The following is a 21,266-nucleotide window of genomic DNA, read 5'->3' as shown; positions in this document are numbered from 1 at the left end:
CCCGAGCGGCCCCGGGGCGCTTGACTCGTCGCATGCGAGTCACGAAGTTCGAGCACGCCACACTCACCCTCTTCAACGCCGGGAAGACGCTGGTCGTCGACCCGGGGTCGTTCACCGCACCCCTCGGTGAGCTCGAGAGCGTGGTGGCGATCGTCATCACCCACGAGCACGCCGACCACTGGACCTCGGATCACCTCGACCGCATCCTCGGCACATTCCCCGGCATCCCGATCTACGGCCCCGAGGGTGTGGCCAAAGCCGCCGCCGACTACGACATCACCATCGTGCGTCCCGGCGACGTGATGGAGGTCGAGCCGTTCCGCCTGGAGTTCTTCGGCGGCCGTCATGCGCTCATTCACGAGTCGGTGCCGGTGGTCGACAACGTGGGCGTGCTGGTCAACGACGAGTTCTACTACCCCGGCGACTCCTACGCCGTCCCCGAGGGACGTGAGGTGAAGCTGCTCGCGGCGCCCGTCGGGGCGCCGTGGCTCAAGATCGGCGAGGCCATGGACTTCGTGCTGGCCGTCGCACCGCGCCGCGTCTTCGGCACGCACGACCTCACCCTCTCGGTGGCCGGCCGCGACACCGGACGCCTGCGCCTGGGGTGGGCCGCCGAGCAGCACGGCGGCGAGCTCGTGAACCTCGACCCGGGCGACTCCACCGACGTCTGACCCGACGTCGACCGCGAAACGCGGACGACGGATGCCGCAGCAGCTTCGATCTGCGGCATCCGTCGTCTCGGTGCGATCCGCCTGGCGCGGACGCCGTGCGGACGGTCGGGGCCTACTGCGCGTCGAGGTCCGTCTCGAGCAGCGCGACCAGTGCGTCGAGGGCCTCCTCGGCGCCGTCGCCGTCGGCCTTCAGCGTGACGACGGTGCCTTGAGAGGCGCCGAGTCCCATCAGCGACAGGATGCTGCCGGCGTTGAGGTCGGCGCCGCCCTCGACGGCGATGGTCACCGGGACCGACTGCGCCTGCACCGCCTGGACGAAGAGCTTCGCGGGGCGTGCGTGGAGTCCTGAGCTGCTGGCGATGGTGGCCTGACGTTCTGCCATGGTTCTCTCCTGTCTGCGTCGGACCTCTGCGCGGTCGACGAATCCGATTCTGTCGGACGAGGGCCTCAGGCCGCCACGGGTAGGCCGGACTCGACCGCTTCGGCCTGTTCGAGTTCCTTGCGTCCCACCCACTTCTTCAGCGCGATGACGGCGAGAGCGCTGACGACCGTGCCGGCCGCGATCGCCACCAGGAAGCCCCAGACGGGGTTGATGGCGAAGAACACGAAGATGCCGCCGTGGGGCGCGAGCGATTGGACCGCGAACGCCATGCTGAGGGCGCCTGTGACCGCGCCGCCGACGAGCGAAGCCGGGATGACCCGCAGCGGATCCGCGGCAGCGAACGGGATCGCGCCCTCGCTGATGAAGGCCGCGCCGAGCAGCCACGCCGCCTTGCCGTTCTCCCTTTCGACGGGCGGGAAGAGGTCGCGTGCGAGGACCGTGGATGCCAGGGCCATCGCGAGCGGCGGCACCATTCCCGCAGCCATCACCGCCGCCATGATCAGGTAGGGCGTGGTGTTCTCGGGAGAGGCGGTGGCCAGCCCCGCCACCGCGAACGCGTAGGCGACCTTGTTGACCGGCCCACCCAGGTCGAAGCACATCATCAGACCCAGCACGATCCCGACGACGACGATCCCCGACGTGCCTGCGAGCTCGTTGAGCCAGTCCGTCAGCCACACCATCAGTGTCGCGATCGGACGGCCGAGGAAGAGCACCATCAGCCCCGAGGCCACGATGGATGCCAGCAGCGGGATGATCGCGACGGGCATGAGCCCGCGGAGCCAGCGGGGCACGCGCCACGTGCCGATCCACCACGCGGTGACACCCGCGAGCAGACCACCCACGATGCCGCCGATGAAGCCGGCATTCATCGTGACCGCGATCGCTCCGGCGACGAAGCCCGGGGCGATGCCCGGTCGGTCCGCGATCGCGAAGGAGATGTATCCCGCCAGCGCCGAGACCAGGAAGCCCATCGACGCGGCGCCGATCGCGAAGGCGACCGAGCCCAGATAGATCCCGAGTCCGCCTTCGGGCAGGTCCCACAGCGAGTTCGTGACGATCACCTTGGTCGCATTGCCCGGCGCTGAGTAGTCGTCCCCGAAGAACAGGAACCCGAGGGCGATGAGCAGGCCGCCGCCGGCGACGAACGGGATCATGTAGCTGACGCCGGTGAGGAGGATCCGCTGGATGCGGGCGCCCCACGAGAGCTTCTCGCCCGCGACGGCCGTCGCGGCAGCGGCCTCACCGCCGACGCGGGTCGCGTTCGGGTTGTTCGCTGCGGCCACCGCCTCGGCGATGAGCTGGTCGGGCTGTTCGATACCGCGCTTGACGCCGGAGCGCACGACGGGCTTGCCCGCGAACCGCTGCGGCTCGCGCACGTCGACGTCAGTGGCGAAGATCACGGCGTCGGCTCCTTGGATGACGTCCGCCGGGAGTGCCTGGTAGCCGCTCGAGCCCTGCGGCTCGACGACGAGGTCGATTCCGGCCTTCTTGCCGGCCGCCGTCAGGGCGTCGGCCGCCATGAAGGTGTGCGCGATGCCGGTGGCGCAGGCCGTCACCGCGACGACACGGGCGGGGCGGCCGTCGACTGCGAGGCCTGCTACGGCTGCAGGCTGGGCCGAACCTGCGACGGTGGGCGCCGGGGCCTCGGGCGCCGGCGGTGCGGCGGCGGCATCCCGCTCCCCGATCGCCGTCTGCACGATCGCGACCACCTCCTCATCCGTCGTCGCTGCGCGCAGGCCCTCCGTGAAGTCGGCCTGCATGAGACTGCGCGCGAGCTTCGACAGCACGGCCAGGTGCGCCTCGGCGGCGTCGGCGGGCGCCGCGATGAGGAACACGAGGTCGGCCGCGCCGTCCGGAGCGCCGAAGTCGACGCCGGGGGTCAGCCGGGCGAACGCGAGCGAAGGCGTGGTGACGGCCGCGCTCTTGGCGTGCGGGATCGCGATGCCGCCGGGCAGCCCGGTCTCGTCCTTCTCCTCGCGCGCCCAGGCGTCGTCGAAGAGGGCCTGCGCGTCGGTCGCGCGACCCTGTGCGACGACGCGTGCGGCGAGGGAGCGGATGACGTCGGACTTGTCGGCGCCCAGGGGGACGTCGAGGCTGACCAGGCCTGTGGTGATGGTGTCGGACACGGTGACCTCCTGCGGTCGTGGGGTGGGTTTCAGGCGAGACGGGCGACGGGCACGTCGCCCACCGGAAGATCTGCGGGGGTCGGCGCTTGCGTACCCGGGAGGGATGCCGCCGCCGCGCCGTAGCGGATGGCGAGGCGCAGCCGTTCCTCGTGGTCGGCTCCCCGCATCGCGGCGAGCACGTAGCCGGCGAGGGAGCTGTCGCCCGCCCCGACGGTGCTGCGCACCTGGATCCGCGGCGGCCGCGCCAGCCACGCGCCATCGGCCCTGACCAGCACGGCGCCGCGGGAGCCCAGCGTGATGAGGGCGGCGCCGACGCGCGCGGGTACGAGCGATCGGGCGACCTCGAGGACGGCGGCGGTGTCGGCGCCGTCGAGCGGCATGCCCACGAGCTCGCCGAGCTCGTCGTCGTTGGGCTTGATGAGGTCGGGAGCACCGTCGGCGACCACGCAGGCGAGAGCCGGGCCCGACGCGTCCACGGCGATGAACGGGGCGGCCGTGCCGTGAGCGGCCCGCACGGCACGCATGATGCGGACGTAGAAGTCGTCGGCGACACCGGGCGGCAGCGAGCCGGCGAGGACGAGCCAGCCGGCGCCGGCGGATGCGGCCACCACGGCGTCGATGACCGCGGCGGCCTCGTCGGCCGACAGCTCGGCGCCCGGCAGGTTGAGCTTCGTCGTCACTCCGGCAGGATCCGTGATCGCGAGGTTCGCGCGGACGTGACCACGGACGGGCACGGCCTGCGTGCGGAGGGCGGCTTCGCGGAGCGCCGCGTCGAACGGGTCACCCATGGCGAGAGGCAGGACGGCGAGGCAGTCCTCACCCGCGGCGGCGATCGCGCGGGCGACGTTGATGCCCTTGCCGCCGGCATCCTCACGCGCCGAATCGGCGCTCTGGACGTCGCCCACCTGCAGCGGAGCCGGCAGCACCACCGTGCGGTCGAGGGAGGGGTTGGCGGTCAGCGTGACGATCATGCGAGCCAGACCTCCACGTCGGCGTCCGCGAGCGCGTCGGCGAGTTCCGGGTCCGGTGCGGCATCCGTGACGAGCACGTCCACATCCGACAGGCACGCGAAGCCCACGAGCAGCTCCGCGCCGAGCTTCTCGGCGTCGGCGACGACCACCACGCGTCTCGCCGACGCGACGATCGCCCGCTTCACGGCCGCCTCGTCGGGATCCGGCGTGCTGAGGCCGAACGACGCCGACACCCCGTTGGTGCCGATGAACGCGACGTCCGGCCGCATCCCCCCGATGGCCTGAACGGTGTCGGCGCCGACGGCGGCGGCGGTGAGACCGCGCACCCGCCCGCCGACGAAGGAGAGCGAGGCGCCCGGGACCCCGGCGAGGGCGTTGCCGAGGGTCAGCGAGTGGGTGACGACCTCGATCGGCGTGCCCGCGAGGCGCGGAATGAGCGCCGACGCGACCGCCGCCGTGGTCGTGCCGGCATCGAGGAACACCGAGCCGGTGAAGTCGCGGCCGAGCGCGTCCAGCGCCCGCCGGCCGATCGCCTCCTTGGCGGTGCCGTGGTGTTCGAGTCGCTCGGCCAGTGAGGGCTCGCGCGTGCTCCCCCGCTCGCGCCCGACGGCTCCGCCGTGCACGCGGCGCAGGGCGCCGGCGGATTCGAGGTGGTCGAGGTCGCGGCGGATGGTCTCGGTGGTGACGTCGAAGCGGTCGGCGAGGTCGACCACGCTCACCCGACCCTGTGCGGCGAGCAGGCGTTCGATCTGCTCGTGGCGCTCCGTCGCGTACATCTGCACAACCCTTCGTTGGATTCCCACACAATACAACACATTCCAACATAAACACAACCGATATGTTCGGAGGATGCCAGACAAACCCGCTGCCGAGGTCGACATCGACGCCGCACTCATCCGCGCTCTGCTCGCCGAGCAGGCCACGCACGCGATCCCCGAGGCCGCCACGCTTCCCCTCGACAAGGTGGCCGAGGGCTGGGACAGCGAGGTCTGGAGGCTCGGAGAAGACCACGCGGTGCGACTTCCCCGGCGGGCGCTGGCCGCCCCACTGGTGCGGCACGAGCACCTGGTCCTTCCGGCCATCGCCGAGAGACTCGCCCCCGTCGGCGTGCGGGTGCCAGCGCCGGTCGTCCGCGGTGTCGCCGGCAGCGGGTACCCGTGGGCGTGGTCGGTCGTACCGTGGATCGACGGCGAGCGCGCGCTCGACGAGCCAGCGGCCGCCCGCGGCGCGTGGGCCGAGACGCTCGCACGTGCGCTCGGAGCCCTCCACGTCGATGCTCCCGCGGACCACCCGGTCAACCCGTTCCGCGGGGTCCCACTGGCGGGGCGTTCCGGGGCGACCGCGGAGCGACTCGACGCCCTGCGCGCGGCGGGCACGCTGGACGCGGCATCCGCCACCGCTCTCGAGGACGTCTGGGGCCGGGGCCTCGAGGCCGCGGCGTGGGACCGGCCCCCGGTCTGGATCCACGGCGACCTGCACCCCGGCAACCTCGTCTCGCACGAGGGGGTGCTGGTGGGCATCATCGACTTCGGCGACGTGACCTCCGGCGATCCCGCGTACGACCTGGCCGTCGCCTGGCTCGCATTCGACGCGGCCGGCCGCGCCCACTTCATCGCCGCGACGGGCACGCGTTACGACGCCGCGACGTGGCGACGCGCGCACGCGTGGGCGGCAGCGGTCGTGCTGATGCTCCTCGCCCAGAGCAACGACAATCCCGACTACCTCGCCTTGGGGTCGGATGCCGCGGCCGAGGTCATCGCCGACGGCAGGGGATGACGCCACGCGACGCCCGTGCGCGACCCCGTCTCGCCGGCGTCATCGGCTGCTCAGCACCTCGGTCGCAGCGATCTTCAGCACGCCGGCCTCATCCGTGAGCCGGTAGGCCGTGACCTCCTCCACGACGCGGCCGTCTCGGAAGTAGTACGTCAGCGTCGCCTGCCCGCTGTCGGGTCCCGTCGCGGTGACGTCCGCGATCGAGACATCCGAGATCGCAGCCCAGAATTCCTCGTACCCGCCGCGACCGCCGGCGTGGTTCTCCTGATAGTCCGCGGTCATCAGCGGCCAGGCGCCGTCCCGATTATCGGGCATCATCGCGTAATAGCCCGAGATCGTGTCGACCACCCGCTGCTCGGACGATACCGGAACGGGGTCGGGCTCCGTCTCCTCCTCCGGCGGCGCCGACGTGGCCGGCACGGGCGGCACCGTCTCGGGCTCGGCCGACTCCTCGACCGGAGTCGACGACGAAGTGGGCGCCGCCGTCGGGTCCGCGTCGGGCTGTGCCCGCGGCCGCTGGAGGGTGAACAGCAGCGTGGCACCGATTCCGAGCGCGACCAGGACGATCAGCGCGGCGGCGATGACTCCCGCTCGGCGGCGGCGCCGGGCCGGGCGAGGTTCCGCAGGCGAAGCCTCCGTCGTCCATGACGGAGCCTCGCCGACACGGCCCACCGTCGCACTGGCGGGCGCGGACGGCCGCAGCGGTTCCGTCTCGGCCGTCGGAGCCTCGTATCGGGTCGGCTGATCGACCGGGACGGTCTTTCCGGTCGGCAGTCGTGCCGTCGCTGAATCGGCGGGCGTGCGAGGAGCCGTCTCGGACTCGTCCTCGGGGCCGAGGTCCGCAGGGATCGTCGGCGGTGTGCGCGGGACCGGCCGGGCGTCTTCGTCCCTCGCGTCCTCGGACTCGTACTCGTCCTCGGGGCTGACGTCGGCAGGGACCATCGGCGGCGTGGCCGTGTCCTGCGCCGCGGTCTCCGCCTTGCTCTCTCCCACCCATCCTGCCGTGGCTTCGTCGAATCCGAGCGCGAGCAGCCCCGCAGAGACGGCCTGGTCGGCGGCACTCTCGCGCTGCACCGATCCCAGGGCCTCGACGACCCACTCCATGGCCGGCCGCCGCTTCGGCTGGGGTGCGAGCATCTTGCGCAGGATCGGCGTCAGTGGCCCCGCGTGCTTCGGCGGGGGATAACCGCCGCGGGCGACCCGGTGCAGCAAGGCGATCGAATTGCGGTCGGTACCGAACGGCGGCCCGCCCTCGACCATCGCGTAGAGCGTCGATCCGAGCGAGAACACGTCGGAGGCGAAGCTCGTGGGCAGTCCCCGCGCCACCTCGGGGGCGAGGAAGGCCGGGGTGCCGTGGACGATCCCCGTCGCGGTGATGGTCGTATCGCCGAGGGCATGCGAGATGCCGAAGTCGCTGATGAGTGCCGAGCCGTCGCTCGCGACGAGGATGTTCCCGGGCTTCACGTCGCGGTGGACGATCTTGAGCGCGTGCGCGGCGGCCAGCGCGGACGCGACCTCCGCGCCGATGCGCGCCGTCTCGGCCGGCGTGAAGGTGCCGTGCTCGCGCAGGAGCTCGGAGAGCGGTGTGGACTCGATGAGCTGCATCACGATGCAGGGCTGACCGTCGTGCTCGACGACGTCGAAAACGGTGACCGCGTGAGGATGATGAAGCCCCGCAGTGATGCGCGCCTCCCTCATGGCGCGGTCGGTCGCGACCTGGCGTTCCTGGTCGGTGAGCTCCGGCTGGGTGCGCAGCATCTTCAGGGCGACCGGCCGGCGCAGCAGGGAGTCCCAGGCCTGCCATACGATGCCCATCCCCCCCGCACCCAGCATCTTGACGAGCCGGTAGCGGTCGGCGACGAGGGCGGTAGGAGTACTCATGGGTGTGCCGCCCCTCGAACCTCCCGTGAAGGCTACGCCCCCTCCAGCGGCATCAGAGGGGGTTGCGCTGGGCGGCTCCTTGTGGAAGCGGAGACGTCCATCCACCCGCAGAATGGGACGCCGGCTTCACGCGGGAGGCGATGGAGAAGGATGCGGCGGACCGAGCAGTCCCCAGCGCTGCAGGCGCGTCATGCCGCTGCTCGCCGTGGTCGTGAAACGAAAAACCCCCGCTCAGCGGGGGTTATCTCGTTGGCTGGGGTACCTGGACTCGAACCAAGAACAACTGAACCAGAATCAGCCGTGTTGCCAATTACACCATACCCCAAGGCTGTCAGCCGAAGCCGTGCCGAGGATTGAGTCTACGCGACGCCGGCACGTGCTCCAAACCGGGCCGTCACCCGCGCGCGTCGACCAGCGCGCCGAGTCGACGGATCGACTCGGACTTGCCGAGCAGCTCCATGGACTCGAACAGCGGCGGCGACACGCGACGGCCGCTGAGGGCGACGCGCAGCGGGCCGTAGGCCACGCGCGGCTTGAGCCCCAGGCCCCCGTCCTCGACGGGCGAGATCAGCGTGCCGGCGAGGGCGTCCTGCACGGCGGCGGCGGTGAACTCGGTGTCGGGCACGAGCTCGAGGGCGCCGACCGACGCGATGAGCACTTCGTTCGCGTTCGCCGGCAGGGAGGCGAGGGCGTCGTCCTGGTACGTCACGACGTCGGTGAAGAGGAAGCCCAGCAGGCCCGGAGCGTCCCCGAGCAGCTGCATCCGCTCCTGCACGAGCGGGGCGGCCGCCGCGAGCATCGCCGCCTGCGTGGGAGTCGGGCTCGCGTCGATCACGCCGGCGGCCGAGAGGTAGGGCACGAGCCGCTCGGCGAAGTCCGCAGGCTCCAGCATCCGGATGTGGTCGCCGTTGATCGACTCCGCCTTCTTCTGGTCGAAGCGGGCCGGGTTCGGGTTCACGTCGACGATGTCGAACGCCGCGACGAGCTCCTCGAGCGAGAAGACGTCGCGATCCGGCGCGATCGACCAGCCGAGGAGGGCGAGGTAGTTGAGCAGTCCTTCGTGGATGAAGCCCTTCTCGCGCTGCAGGAAGAGGTCGGCCTTCGGGTCGCGCTTCGAGAGCTTCTTGTTCCCCTCTTCTCCCAGCACGAGCGGCATGTGCGCGAAGCGCGGGATGAACGTCGTGATTCCGGCATCCACCAGTGCGCCGTACAGCGCCAGCTGGCGCGCGGTGGAAGGCATGAGGTCTTCGCCGCGGATGACGTGCGTGATGCCCATGAGCGCGTCGTCGACGGGATTGACGAACGGGTACAGCGGCACGCCGCCGGCCCGCACCAGTACGAAGTCGGGGAACGATCCCGCCGGGAACGTCACTTCGCCCCGGATGAGGTCGACATAGGTGAGGTCCTCGTCGGGAACGCGCAGCCGCCACGCGGGCTCGCGGCCCTCGGCGCGGAACGCCGCCTTCTGCTCGTCGGTGAGACCGCGGTCGAAGTTGTCGTAGCCGAGCTGCTTCGCCCGGCCGTTGGCCTCGTTGCGCGCGTCGATCTCTTCGGCCGTCGAGTAGCTCTCGTACACGGCACCGGCGGCGATGAGGCGGTCGAGCACCTCGCGATAGATGCCGTGGCGCTCGGACTGCCGGTACGGTGCGTGAGGTCCGCCCACTTCGACGCCCTCGTCCCAGTCGATCTCCAGCCACCGCAGCGCGTCGAGCAGCTGCAGGTAGCTCTCCTCGCTGTCGCGCGCCGAGTCGGTGTCCTCGATGCGGAAGACCAGCTTGCCGCCGTTGTGACGCGCGTACGCCCAGTTGAACAGCACCGTGCGGATCAGGCCGACGTGCGGCAGCCCCGTCGGTGAGGGGCAGAACCGGACACGGACGTCGGCGCCGGTGGCGGTGGTGGTGCGGGGATCAGGCGAAGAAGGCATCGTGTCCGAGTTTAGTTGGCCGACGCGGCGTCGGTCGGCCCTGCGTTGCCGAGGGATGCCACCGACGCGCGCTCGTCAGCGGCGCCGGCGGTGAGGCGTGCCAGCGCCTCGAGCGTCGCCCGCACGGCGGGCACCCGGTCAGCGCCGCGCGCCGTCACGGTGTGGATGCGCCGCTGCTCCCCGACCGGGAGCGGCACGATCGCCACCCCGGGAAGCTGCGGGAATGACTCCACGGCCATCCTCGGCAGCGTCGCGACGCCGATGCCCTGGGCGACGAGCCCTTCGACCGCGACGAAGTTGTCGGTCTCGAAGGCGATGCGCGGAGCGAAGCCGGCGCGACCGCACAGCTCCAGCAGGTGACCGCGGCACCGCGGACAGCCGGCGATCCAGTCCTCGCCCGCGAGCACGGCGACGTCGAGCGCACCGGCGGTCGCCGCGGGGTGCCCGGCCGGCAGGACGGCGAGCAGCTCATCGGCGCCGACCGTGGTGACCGAGAGTCCGCGGGCGCTCGAGCCGTGCGGGTCGTCGCGGTCGCCCGGATAGCTGAAGGTGAGGGCGATGTCGGTGCGGTCCTCGCGCACCGCCTCCACGGCCTCGGGCGGCTCGGCCTCGACGTAGGTGAGCGAGATCCCCGGATGCCGCTGCGCCAGCTCTGCGAGCAGACGCGGGACGATGGTGGGAGACGCCGACGGGAACGCCACCAGCCGCACACGCGCGGCGCGCAGTCCCCTCAGCTCGGCGAGTTCGCCGGCCGCGGCATCCAGCGCCGTCGTCACGGCCGGCGCGTGACGGGCGAGGACCCTCCCCGCATCGGTGAGCCGGACGCTGCGCCCGACCCGCTCGACGACGGCGACACCGAGTCGCTGCTCGAGGCGCTTGAGCTGCTGGCTGACCGCGGGCTGGCTGTACCCGAGGGCGAGGGCGGCACCGGTGATGGATCCGGCATCAGCAACGGCCTTCACCACCCGCAGTTCGCGCGCGTCGAACCCCGGGTCATCATCGAGCACGTCCGCCACGGGCTAATCATAAGTCTCTGTTATGTGAGGCATGGGACACCTGCCGTAGACATGAGCAATCAGCAGGTTCACTCTGGATGCATGCCCGCCCTCGCCGACTCCCCCGCTCTCGCCGCCGCGCGCCGCGAGTTCGACGGCGGCCGCGACTACCTGGCCGCATGCACCGTGGGCCTGCCGAGCCGCGCGACGCGGCGCGCCGTCATCGCGGACCTGGATGCGGCCGGCGCCGGCCGACCCGACCTCGCCGCATACTGCGCGGCGGTCGAGCGCTCGCGCGGACTGTTCGCGTCACTGGTCGACGTGGGCGCCGAGCGTGTGGCGATCGGCTCGCAGACGTCGGTCGCGGCAGGCCTGGTCGCGTCGGCGCTGCCCGACGGCGCCGAGGTCCTCGTCCCCGACGGAGAGTTCTCGTCGATGGTGCTGCCCTTCGTGCACACCGGCCGAGGCCTCGTCGTGCGCACGGCGCCACTCCACGACCTCGCGGCGCACGTGCGCCCGAGCACGGCGCTCGTCGCATTCTCGGTGGTGCAGTCGGCCACCGGGGAAGTGGCGGATGCCGCTGCCATCGTCGCGGCCGCGTCGCGGCACGGCGCGCTCACGCTCTGCGACGCGACCCAGGCGGTCGGCTGGCTGCCGGTCGCGGCATCCGACTTCGATGCCGTCGTGTGTCACGCGTACAAGTGGCTCTGCGCGCCCCGTGGCGTGTCGTTCCTGACCGTGTCGGACAGGCTCGCCGCGCGCATGACACCGCTCAACGCCGGGTGGTACGCCGGCGACGACCCCTGGGCGTCCTGCTACGGCGGCGATGTCGAGCTCGCCCCCGACGCCCGCCGGTTCGACGTGTCGCCCGCCTGGCAGGCGTTCGTCGGCGCTGCACCCGCGCTCGAGCTGTTCGCCGCACTGGAGCCGACCGAGCTCCACCGGCACGCGACCGGGCTCGCTGCCGCCTTCCGCGCCGGACGCGGCATCGCGGAACCCGAGCGGGCCTCGGCGATCGTCACGTGGGACGACCCCGACGGCGGCGAACTCGCCCGGCTCACGACCGCGGGGATCACCGCGTCGGGGCGATCCGGCCGCGCACGCGTGGCCTTCCACGTCTTCAACGACGAGGACGACGTCGACCTCGCGCTCGCGGCGCTCGGCCACTGACGCCTGCGCCGCCCGGCGCAGACTGCGTAGACTTCCCCCGCGGGTCAGCCGGGGCCTGCGCACCCACGGAGACCGCGATGACTGCCCACCCCCACCGCACGGTGCTGCGCGGAGGGACGGTCATCGACGGAACCGGCGCACCGAGACGGATCGCCGACATCGAGATCGTCGGCGACGTCATCGGCCGGATCGCCGCCGCCATCGAGCCGCGGGACGCGGACCAGACCGTGGACTGCACCGGCCGCCTCGTGATGCCCGGCTTCATCGACGCGCACGCGCATGCCGACGGGGCGGTCTTCCAGACCGACGTCCAGCTCGCACTGCTGCGTCAGGGTGTCACGACCGTCATCGGCGGCCAGGACGGCGTCTCCTACGCACCGGGGGACGGCAGGTGGGCCGACACCTACTTCGCGGCCATCAACGGCCCGCACCCGACGTACACCGGCGGCGGGGTCGGCGAGCTGCTGCACACGTACGACGGCACCACGCCCGTCAACGTCGGCTACCTCGTGCCCGCCGGCACCGTCCGTCACGAGGTCATGGGCATGCGTGCCGGACGAGCGGATGCCGCGCAGCTCGCGCGCATGCGGCAGCTGGTGGCCGACGGGCTCGACGCGGGCGCACTGGGGCTGTCGACGGGCCTCGACTACGTACCCGGCATCTTCGCCGACGCTGCCGAACTCGCCGCGCTGTGCGCGCCCGTCGCCGAAGCGGACGCCCTGTACGTGACGCACATGCGGGGCGGCTACGAGGCGAACTCCGCTGCCGGTCTGCGCGAGGTCGTCGCGATCTGCGCCGCCGGCGACGCGCACGGCGGCGTCCGCGGCCACGTCTCGCACCTGCACGTCGACGCGACCGATGGCGTGCGGCTGCTCGCCGAGGCTGCGGCATCCGGTGCCGATCTCTCGTTCGACATGTACCCGTACACGCGGGGATGCACGCTGGTGTCGATGGCGGTGCTGCCGCCGGAGTACAGCGCCCTCGACGTCGAGGTGGCCCTCGCTCGGCTGTCGGATCCGGCCGAGCGCGCACAGCTGCGCGACAGGTGGTTCCCCGCCGTCGCGCACAAGCCGAGTCTGGGCCCCCAGTGGCCGACGATGATCCGCGTCGCGCACACGCCGGCCGAGCAGTGGGCGTGGGCGCCGGGCCTGACCCTGGCCGAGATCTCCGCGCGGCGCGGGACGCCCGTCGAGGACGCGACGCTCGATCTCCTCGTCGCCGGACGCCTCCAGGTGAGCGCGGTGATGGCGGTGCGCGAGGAGCGACCGGTCGAGAATCTCGCACGTCTGTTCGCGCATCCTGCGCACACCGGGGGCTCGGACGGCATCTTCGTGGGGGCCGTTCCGCATCCGCGCGCGTGGGGCGCCTTCGCCCGGTTCCTCGCCACCTACATCGGCCGGTCCTTCACCTGGGAGGGCGCAGCCGTCCATCTCGCGGCGCGCACCGCCGGCCGCTTCGGGCTGCACGAGCGCGGCATCCTGCGCAGCGGCAACGCGGCCGACATCGCGATCGTCGACCCTTCGACCGCGACGGATGCCGCGACCTACGACGCGCCCCGGCAGCCGGCCCGCGGCATCGACGACGTGTTCGTCAACGGCCGGCACGTCCTGCGCGGTGGCGTGCTAACCGGTGTCCGCGCGGGGCGGGGACTGCGCCGCTCCCCCGCTCCCCCGCCGCGATCGGCGGGCGCAGATCCCCGACCGCGTCAGACCGACCACCCGACCCCGAGGAAAGGAACACCATGACCAAGCACGCCGTCCTCATCGAGAACGCGCCCACGCCCGCGGGACCCTACAGCCACGGCGTGGCGGCGGCCGGGCTGCTGTTCACCGCAGGCTTCGGCCCGCAGGACCCGGCGACCGGAGAGGTCGTGTCCGGCGGCGTCTACGAACAGACGCAGCAGGTGCTGCGCAATGTCGGCAGCGTGCTCGCGGCCAAGGGCGCCTCGTTCGACGACGTCGTCAAGGTCACCGCGCACCTGCAGCACCTCAAGCGTGATTTCGCCGAGTACAACCGCGCCTACGCGGAGTTCTTCCGGGAGCCGTACCCGGTGCGCACGACCGTCGGCTCGGACCTGTACGACATCCTCGTCGAGATCGACGTCGTCGCGGTCCTCCCGGCCGAATGACGCCCGCGTCGCGGCGCGAGGTCGCCCACCGCGTGCTCGGCCCGAGCGACAAGGGCCTCCCGGCAGATGCCGCGGGGCTCACCGTCGCCGACTTCCTGGCCGGTGAGCCGCGGCTGGCCGACCTGTGGACCCCGCTTCTCGTGCTCGACGACGGCGCGCTCGACGACAACATCGCCTTCCTCGCCGGCTGGGTCTCCGAGCGCGGGCTGGAGCTGATGCCGCACGGCAAGACCACGATGGCGCCCCAGCTCTGGAGGCGGCAGCTGGATGCCGGCGCGACGGGCATCACTGTCGCGACGCCATCGCAGCTGCGCGTGGCCGTGGACGCCGGCATCCCGGCCGTCATGCTCGCAAACCAGCTGGTACAGCCCGATGCCATCCGGTGGGTGGCGGGCGTCGTCGCCGCCGGCACGCGGGTGTGGAGCTGGGTCGACGATCCCGCCGGCATCGACGCCATCGAGCGCGCAGTCGGCGACTCCGTCACGCGGCCGCTCGAGGTGCTCGTCGACGTCGGGCGCCCAGGCGGGCGCACCGGCGCCCGCTCGCTCGACGCGGCGGTCGCGGTCGCGCGGCGCGCTGCGGCATCGCCGGTCGTGCGGCTCGCCGGCGTGACGGGCTACGAGGGCGCGGTCGCGCACGGGCGCGGCGATGAGGCGCTGGCCTCCGCACGCGCCTACATCGAGGAGCTGCTCGCCGTGCACGATGCGCTGGCACCGCTCTACGACGACGGTGACGTGCTGGTGTCGGCCGGTGGCAGCGCGTACCCCGACGTGGTGGGTGCCGCGTTCGCGGCGGCATCCGTCGCCGGCGATCGTGCGCGCTTCGTGCTGCGATCGGGTGCGTATGTCGTCCACGACCACGGGTACTACCGGCAGAACTCGCCGTTCGAGGGAGCGGGGCTGCGTCCGGCGGCGCGGGGCCTTGCCCGGGTGCTGTCGCGCCTGGACTCGGGCACTGCGATCGTCGACGCGGGCAAGCGGGACTTCCCGTTCGACGAGGGGCTGCCCGTACCGCTGTACGCGATCGATGCGACAGGAGAGCGGATGCCGCTCCCCGGCGCCGTGATGACGAAGCTCAGCGATCAGCACGGCTTCGTGAGCATCGAGCCCGACTCGCCGCTCGCGATGGGCGATCTGGTGGTGTTCGGGCTCTCACACCCCTGCACGATGTTCGACAAGTGGCGGCTGGTGCCGGTCGTGGATTCGCTGGAAGACCCGTCGACCGCGACTCTCACCGACCTCGTCGAGACGCGGTTCTGAGCGTCAGCCCGGCTGAGACGCCGGGCGGGCGCGGGATGCCCGCCAGCCGAGCGGAGCGAGCAGCACCGACGCGGCGACGAGCACCAGGACGACGAGGGCGAGACCGCCGTAGCCGATCCAGCCGAGCACCGCGCCGGCCGCGATCGCGCCCAGGCCGCCCACGATGCTCATCGTGAAGTCGCTGATCCCCTGGCGCCGGGTGCGCAGCGCCTCGGACGACGACTCGGTGAGCAGGGTCGAACCGGCGACCGTCGACGCGCTCCATCCGAGGCCCAGGAGCACGAGCGCCACCGTCACCGCTGTCGTCGAGAGCTGCCCGAACGAGGCCGTCAGGAGCGCCGCGACGAGGAGGACCTGCCCGATGAGGATGGTGGGAACCCGCCCGACCTTGTCGGCGAGGATGCCGAAGACCGGCGAGAGCACGTACATCCCCGCGATGTGGAGGCTGATCGTCAGTCCGATGATCGACAGGGTCGCCGCCTCGGTCGCGCCGTGGGTCAGATGCGCCAGGTGCACCGGGGTCATCGCCATCACCGACACCATCGTGCCGTGCGCGGCGGCCACCGCGAAGATCGCGTACCGCGCGGCGACCGGCCGGTCGGCCTTGGCGATGAGGCGGCTGCCGGCCCGAGCCGACGCGACGACGCGCTGGGCGAGGAGCAGCGGGTCGGGCCGCATGGCGACGAGGTACAGCACGATGGCGAGGCCCTGAGCGACGAGCGTGAACAGGTACGGCCCGGTGAGCGGCGGCATGCCGATCGCGCTGCCGATCACCTCACCGGGTCCGGTGAGGTTCGGCCCGAGCACGGCGCCCACCGTCGTCGCCCACACGACGATCGAGAGGTCACGGCCGCGCGAGGCATCGGTGGCGAGGTCGGCGGCGGCGAAGCGCGACTGCAGGTTGGCGGCCTGACCGGCTCCGATGATGAGGAAGCCGACCAGCAGCAGGGGGAACGCCCGCAGCGAGACGGCGACGATCACCAGGGCGACGCCGACGAGGGCGACCGCCATGCCCGTCGTGAGCGCCAGCCGCCGCCCGCGACGGCGGGCGATCGCCGCGAGCGGCACGGCCGTCAGCGCGGTGCCGAACGTCACTGCGGCCGCAGCGAGTCCGGAGAAGGCGTCCTCGCCCGAGAGTTCGGCCGCGAGCACCGCCCCGAGCGACAGTGTGGCGCCGAAAGCCAGCCCGCCGAGCACCTGCCCGAGCGAGAGGACCCAGACGGTGCGTCGCTGGACGCCGGCGACCTCTCCGGCCGTGGGCCCGCTATGGGGCGTCAGGACCGAAGGGTCGGCGCCGGGCGCCCGTCTCCTCTCGTCAGGCGTCACGAGCGGTGTTGCGCAGGATGCCGAGACCGGCGATCTCGACCTCGACGGTGTCGCCCGCGACGATCTGGCCGACGCCGGCCGGGGTGCCCGTGAGGATCACGTCGCCCGGCAGCAGCGTGAACGCCGCAGAGGCGTACGCGATCACACCGGCGAGGGAGAAGATCATGTCGCGGATCGGGCCCTGCTGCCGCACCTCACCGTTCAGGCGGGTGGTGATCACGGCCGGGCCGTCGACGTCGAACTCCGTCTCGATGGCGGGACCGAGCGGGCACGACGTGTCGAAGCCCTTCGCGCGGGCCCACTGCCCGTCGGTCTTCTGCCAGTCCCGGGCGGTGAGGTCGTTGGCGATCGTGTACCCGAAGACGTAGTCGAGCGCGTTCTCGGCCGGAACGTTCTTCGCGATGCGACCGATGACGGCCGCCAGCTCGCCCTCGAAGCTGATGAAGTCGGAGCCCTTCGGCAGCACCACGGCATCGCCCGGCCCGATCACGGTGGTGTTGGGCTTGAAGAAGAGCATCGGCGCGGCGGGGACGTCGTTGCCCAGCTCGGCGGCGTGGTCGCGGTAGTTGCGGCCGACGCAGACGAGCTTCGAGCGAGGGATGACCGGCGCCAGCAGCGCGACGTCGGCAAGCGGCACGCGCTCCCCCGTCGTGTCGTACCCCGCGAACATCGGGTCGCCGGCGAGGACGACGAGTTCCCCTTCGTCGACGATCCCGAACTTGATGGCGTCGTTGTGGCTGAAGCGCGCGATCCTCACCGGATCAGCCTAGCCATCCCGCCCGACACGGAAAGCCCCGGACACCGCACACGCGCGGGGCCCGGAGCTTCCGAGAAGCGTCGGATCAGCCGTCGAGGCGCATCAGCCACCCGTGACGGTCGGCGACGCGACCGTACTGGATGCCGGTGAGCTCCTCGCGCAGCGACAGGGCCAGCTCGGACGCCGCATCGCCGTCGTGGACGATCTCGTAGTCGTCGGCGACGAGCTTGCCGATCGGCACGATGACCGCCGCCGTGCCGCACGCGAACGCGCCCACGATGGAGCCGGATGCCGCACCCTCGCGCCACTCGTCGATCGAGACCTTGCGCTGCTCGACGACGAGGCCGCGGTCCTGCGCGAGCTGCAGAACCGACGCCAGCGTGATGCCCTCGAGGATCGAGTCGGACTCGGGAGTGATGAGGCGGCCGTCGTCCGTCACGAGGACGAGGTTCATGCCCCCGAGCTCCTCGATGTAGCCGTCGTCGAGGAAGAGCACCTGCTGGCAGCCCTTCTCGTACGCCTCGGCCTGCGGCAGCAGGCTGGATGCGTAGTTCCCGCCGGTCTTGGCCGCGCCCGTGCCGCCCTTGCCGGCGCGCGCGTAGCGGGTCGACAGTGCGATGTTGACCGGCTGCACCCCGCCGGCGAAATAGGCGCCCGCGGGGCTGGCGATGAGGTAGTACCCGACCTTCTTCGCCGCGCGGACGCCCAGGAACGCCTCTTTCGCGAACATGAAGGGGCGCAGGTACAGGCTCGTCTCGGCGGCCGTCGGAACCCACGCGCCGTCGACGGCGATGAGCTCGCGCAGCGACTCGAGGAAGTACTCGGTCGGCAGCTCGGGAAGCGCGAGTCGCTGGGCCGAGCGCTGCAGCCGGGCCGCGTTGCGGTCGGGACGGAAGGTCCAGATCGACCCGTCTGCGTGACGGTAGGCCTTCAGGCCCTCGAAGATCTCCTGCGAGTAGTGCAGCACGGCCGCAGCGGGGTCGAGCGGGATCGGGCCGTACGGCTGCACGCGCGGCCGGTGCCATCCGCCCTTCTCCGACCAGCAGATGTCGACCATGTGGTCGGTGAAGTGCTGACCGAAGCCGGGATCGGCGAGGATCGCCTCGCGCTCGGCATCCGGTGTCGCCTCGGTGTTCCGCGTGACGTTCCAGACGAGGCCTGCGGCCGAGGGCGCCTGGAGGGGAAGATCGATGGTCATGGGTGGAATCCTCTGTCGGTAGGACGACGTGATCTCAGATTACGCCTGGAGTCGGGCGACGATCGCGTCGCCGACCTGCGTCGTCGTGCGGGTCGCGCCCGCGTCGGAGCCGCGTGCGGCAAGATCCTCCTCGACCGCGGTCGTGACGCGGCGGGCCTCGTCCTGGAGCCCGAGATGGTCGAGCAGCAGTGAGACGGAGAGGATCGCGGCCGTGGGATCGGCCTTCTGCTGGCCTGCGATGTCGGGCGCCGATCCGTGCACGGGCTCGAACATCGAGGGGAACGCGCCGTCGGGATTGATGTTCCCCGAGGCTGCGAGGCCGATGCCACCGGTGACGGCGCCGGCCAAGTCGGTGAGGATGTCGCCGAAGAGGTTGTCGGTGACGATCACGTCGAAACGGCTCGGGTTCGTGACCAGGTAGATGGTGGCCGCGTCGACGTGCACATAGTCTACGGTCACGTCGGGATGCTCGAGCGCGACCTCGTCGACGAGGCGCTTCCAGATGCCGCCGGCGTGGACGAGAACGTTCGTCTTGTGCACGAGTGTGAGCTTCCGGCGACGGCGCTCGGCCAGATCGAACGCGTAGCGGACGACCCGCTCGACGCCGAACGCGGTGTTGACGGACGTCTCGTTGGCGACCTCGTGAGGCGTGCCGGTGCGGATCGATCCGCCGTTGCCGACGTACGGCCCTTCGGTGCCCTCGCGGACGACGACGAAGTCGATGTCACCCGGCGCGGCGAGCGGTCCGGGTACGCCCGGGTAGAGCTTCGACGGCCGCAGGTTGACGTAGTGGTCGAGCTCGAACCGCAGCTTGAGCAGCATTCCGCGCTCGATGTTGGCGTTCTTGAGCCGCGGGTCGCCGGGGACTCCCCCGACCGCGCCGAGCAGGATCGCGTCGTGGTCCTTGATCGCGGCGAGGTCGTCGGCGGTCAGCGTGTCCCCGGTGTCCAGGAACCGGCCGGCGCCCAGCGAGAAGCGGGTCTTGTCGAAGCGGACGCCGCTGCCCGCGGCAGCCGCCTCCAGCACCTTCTCCGCCTCCGCGATGACCTCCGGACCGATGCCGTCACCCGGGATGACGGCCAGTTTCACGACGCGCGACATAGTGCTCCTACGACTTCTGGCGGGACCCTCCCAGGGTAGTGGCCGCGATGACCCCCGCGACGACGACCAGGACGGCGCCGATCAGCGCGGTGACCGTGACGCCGGCGTCGAATGCCGTCGCCGCCGCCTCGAAGAGCGCCTCGCCCGTGCTGCCGCCGATCTCGCCGGCCGCATGCACGGCACCGGCGAGGGTCTCCGACGCGGCCTCGGCCGCGGCATCCGGAACCCCCTCGGGCACGACGAGGTTCGTCCGGTAGAGCGCCGTGAGGATGCCGCCGAGCACGGTCGTGCCCAGCACGGCACCCAGCTCGTACGCCGTCTCGGAGACCGCGCTCGCGGCGCCGGCCTTGGCAGGCGGAGCGCTCGAGAGCACCAGCTCGTTCGACACCGTCTCGGCCGCGCCGATGCCGATGCCGAGGGAGATGAAGGCCGCCACGAGGGCGCCGATGCTCTCGGGTCCGGTCGCGAAGGCCACCGTCACGTAGCCCGCCACCGAGAAGACCAGCGCCACCGGGACGACGATGCGAGCAGGCCACTTCTTGGAGATCGGCACGACCGCGAGACCCGCGACGATCATCATCGCGAGACCCGGGACGAGGGCGAGGCCCGCCTGCATCGGCGAGAGGCCGACGATGAGCTGCAGGTGCTGCGCCACGAAGAACAGGAATCCGACGAGCGCGATGACGCTGAGGAGGTTGACCATCAGCGCACCGCTGAAGCTCCCCCGGCGGAACAGGCGCATGTCGAGCATCGGCGTACGCGCGCGCAGCTGCCGCCGCACGAACAGCACACCGAACCCGAGCCCGGCGAGGATCGGCAGCCACGCCGCGACGGCGAACCCGTGCACCGCGAGCTCCTTGATGCCGTAGACGATGGGGATCATCGTCGCCATCGACAGAGCGATGCTCAGCGGGTCGATGCGACCCGGCTTCGGATCGCGGCTCTCGGGAACGAGCAGCGGCGCCAGCGCGAGCAGCGGGATGAGCACGGGCACCGACAGCAGGAACACCGAGCCCCACGAGAATTGCTCGAGCAGGAGCCCGCCCACGATGGGGCCGAGCGCCGCACCGGCCGAGAACATGGCCGCCCACACGGCGATCGCGAGACGCCGCTGGTCCCGGTCGGTGAAGATGCTGCGCAGCAGCGAGAGCGTCGAAGGCATCAGCATCGCGCCGAACACGCCCATTCCGGCCCGCGCGGCGATCAGCCAGGCGGCGCTGGGGGCGAAGGCGGCGAGCACCGACACCGCGGCGAAGCCTGTCGCGCCGATGAGCAGCATCCGTCGGCGTCCGAAGCGGTCGCCCAGCGTGCCCATCGTCACGAGCAGCCCCGCGAGCACGAGCGGATAGGCGTCGATGATCCACAGTTGCTGGGCGCTCGACGGTCCCAGCTCGAGCGCGATCGACGGGAGCGCGAAGCTCAGCACCGTGTTGTCGACCGAAACGAGCAGCACCGGCAGCATGAGCACGACGAGAGCAGCCCAGCCGCGCCACCCGACCCTCCGGCCCTGGGCGTCGGCGAGCGAGAGTTCTTGTGTGAGAGTCATCATTTCTATACCGTCCAGCCGGTATAGTATCAGGGTTCCCACCCGCCTGTCGATACGA

At 71.7% G+C, this 21,266-nt stretch carries 18 protein-coding genes and 1 tRNA gene; 6 read left to right on the top strand and 13 right to left on the bottom strand.

Features of this window, described 5'->3' with window-relative positions; all coding sequences use genetic code 11:
• Positions 1-32 precede the first annotated feature (32 nt).
• Entirely contained in the window at positions 33-671 is a 639-nt protein-coding gene (locus tag Q9R08_RS05995; protein WP_308866974.1) for an MBL fold metallo-hydrolase, read from the top strand.
• Between the two features lie 112 nt (positions 672-783).
• Here Q9R08_RS05995 and Q9R08_RS05990 read toward each other — a convergent pair whose 3' ends face one another.
• The 4 genes from Q9R08_RS05990 to Q9R08_RS05975 all read right to left on the bottom strand — a co-directional run bounded on the left by Q9R08_RS05990 (position 784) and on the right by Q9R08_RS05975 (position 4,926).
• Positions 784-1,053, bottom strand: coding sequence for an HPr family phosphocarrier protein (locus tag Q9R08_RS05990; protein ID WP_308866973.1), 270 nt, complete (start codon positions 1,051-1,053; stop codon positions 784-786).
• 65 nt (positions 1,054-1,118) lie between these two features.
• The gene (locus Q9R08_RS05985) at positions 1,119-3,179 is read right to left on the bottom strand and encodes a PTS fructose transporter subunit IIABC (RefSeq protein WP_308866971.1); all 2,061 of its coding nucleotides are present in this window, start codon (positions 3,177-3,179) and stop codon (positions 1,119-1,121) included.
• Between the two features lie 29 nt (positions 3,180-3,208).
• Entirely contained in the window at positions 3,209-4,150 is a 942-nt protein-coding gene (gene pfkB, locus Q9R08_RS05980; protein ID WP_308866970.1) for a 1-phosphofructokinase, read from the bottom strand.
• Entirely contained in the window at positions 4,147-4,926 is a 780-nt protein-coding gene (locus tag Q9R08_RS05975; protein WP_308866969.1) for a DeoR/GlpR family DNA-binding transcription regulator, read from the bottom strand. The genes pfkB and Q9R08_RS05975 overlap by 4 nt, the downstream gene beginning before the upstream one ends.
• A 73-nt stretch (positions 4,927-4,999) precedes the next feature.
• On the opposite strand from Q9R08_RS05975, the gene Q9R08_RS05970 reads away from it, so the two are divergent.
• Positions 5,000-5,926 (top strand): aminoglycoside phosphotransferase family protein, encoded by a 927-nt coding sequence (locus tag Q9R08_RS05970; RefSeq protein ID WP_308866968.1) that lies wholly within the window; start codon positions 5,000-5,002, stop codon positions 5,924-5,926.
• Between the two features lie 39 nt (positions 5,927-5,965).
• Here Q9R08_RS05970 and Q9R08_RS05965 read toward each other — a convergent pair whose 3' ends face one another.
• From Q9R08_RS05965 to Q9R08_RS05950, 4 genes are all read right to left on the bottom strand, one after another.
• The gene (locus tag Q9R08_RS05965) at positions 5,966-7,804 is read right to left on the bottom strand and encodes a serine/threonine-protein kinase (protein ID WP_308866967.1); all 1,839 of its coding nucleotides are present in this window, start codon (positions 7,802-7,804) and stop codon (positions 5,966-5,968) included.
• A gap of 250 nt (positions 7,805-8,054) precedes the next feature.
• Positions 8,055-8,129: transfer RNA gene (locus tag Q9R08_RS05960), tRNA-Gln, on the bottom strand.
• Between the two features lie 69 nt (positions 8,130-8,198).
• On the bottom strand, positions 8,199-9,728 hold the full coding sequence (gene gltX, locus Q9R08_RS05955; protein ID WP_308866966.1) for a glutamate--tRNA ligase: 1,530 nt from the start codon (positions 9,726-9,728) through the stop codon (positions 8,199-8,201).
• 11 nt (positions 9,729-9,739) lie between these two features.
• A complete protein-coding gene (locus Q9R08_RS05950; protein ID WP_308866964.1) occupies positions 9,740-10,744 on the bottom strand; it encodes a LysR family transcriptional regulator in 1,005 nt (334 codons plus the stop codon).
• An 81-nt stretch (positions 10,745-10,825) separates the two neighbouring features.
• On the opposite strand from Q9R08_RS05950, the gene Q9R08_RS05945 reads away from it, so the two are divergent.
• The 4 genes from Q9R08_RS05945 (at position 10,826) to Q9R08_RS05930 (ending at position 15,280) form a co-directional block, all read left to right on the top strand.
• The gene (locus tag Q9R08_RS05945) at positions 10,826-11,893 is read left to right on the top strand and encodes an aminotransferase class V-fold PLP-dependent enzyme (protein ID WP_308866963.1); all 1,068 of its coding nucleotides are present in this window, start codon (positions 10,826-10,828) and stop codon (positions 11,891-11,893) included.
• A 77-nt stretch (positions 11,894-11,970) separates the two neighbouring features.
• Complete coding sequence (locus Q9R08_RS05940; RefSeq protein ID WP_308866962.1) at positions 11,971-13,638, top strand: N-acyl-D-amino-acid deacylase family protein; 1,668 nt, start codon at positions 11,971-11,973, stop codon at positions 13,636-13,638.
• The gene (locus Q9R08_RS05935; protein ID WP_308866961.1) at positions 13,635-14,021 is read left to right on the top strand and encodes a RidA family protein; all 387 of its coding nucleotides are present in this window, start codon (positions 13,635-13,637) and stop codon (positions 14,019-14,021) included. The genes Q9R08_RS05940 and Q9R08_RS05935 overlap by 4 nt, the downstream gene beginning before the upstream one ends.
• Positions 14,018-15,280 carry an alanine racemase gene (locus Q9R08_RS05930; protein WP_308866960.1) on the top strand — a complete coding sequence of 421 codons (1,263 nt, stop codon included), beginning with the start codon at positions 14,018-14,020 and terminating at the stop codon, positions 15,278-15,280. Before Q9R08_RS05935 ends, Q9R08_RS05930 begins: the two co-directional genes overlap by 4 nt.
• A gap of 3 nt (positions 15,281-15,283) precedes the next feature.
• On the opposite strand, the gene Q9R08_RS05925 is transcribed toward Q9R08_RS05930, so the two are convergent.
• The 5 genes from Q9R08_RS05925 to Q9R08_RS05905 all read right to left on the bottom strand — a co-directional run bounded on the left by Q9R08_RS05925 (position 15,284) and on the right by Q9R08_RS05905 (position 21,211).
• Complete coding sequence (locus Q9R08_RS05925) at positions 15,284-16,558, bottom strand: MFS transporter (protein WP_308867669.1); 1,275 nt, start codon at positions 16,556-16,558, stop codon at positions 15,284-15,286.
• A gap of 37 nt (positions 16,559-16,595) precedes the next feature.
• Positions 16,596-17,363 (bottom strand): fumarylacetoacetate hydrolase family protein, encoded by a 768-nt coding sequence (locus tag Q9R08_RS05920; protein WP_308866959.1) that lies wholly within the window; start codon positions 17,361-17,363, stop codon positions 16,596-16,598.
• Between the two features lie 85 nt (positions 17,364-17,448).
• The gene (locus Q9R08_RS05915; RefSeq protein WP_308866958.1) at positions 17,449-18,561 is read right to left on the bottom strand and encodes a branched-chain amino acid aminotransferase; all 1,113 of its coding nucleotides are present in this window, start codon (positions 18,559-18,561) and stop codon (positions 17,449-17,451) included.
• A gap of 39 nt (positions 18,562-18,600) precedes the next feature.
• The gene (locus Q9R08_RS05910; RefSeq protein ID WP_308866957.1) at positions 18,601-19,662 is read right to left on the bottom strand and encodes a 3-isopropylmalate dehydrogenase; all 1,062 of its coding nucleotides are present in this window, start codon (positions 19,660-19,662) and stop codon (positions 18,601-18,603) included.
• Positions 19,663-19,669: 7 nt separating this feature from the next.
• Positions 19,670-21,211 carry an MFS transporter gene (locus tag Q9R08_RS05905; protein WP_308866956.1) on the bottom strand — a complete coding sequence of 514 codons (1,542 nt, stop codon included), beginning with the start codon at positions 21,209-21,211 and terminating at the stop codon, positions 19,670-19,672.
• Between the last annotated feature and the right edge of the window lie 55 nt (positions 21,212-21,266).

Source organism: Microbacterium psychrotolerans (assembly GCF_031085295.1).
GTDB lineage: Bacteria > Actinomycetota > Actinomycetes > Actinomycetales > Microbacteriaceae > Microbacterium > Microbacterium psychrotolerans.
Note: the sequence above shows the minus strand (reverse complement) of the source record. Positions and strands in the feature narration are given on the sequence as shown.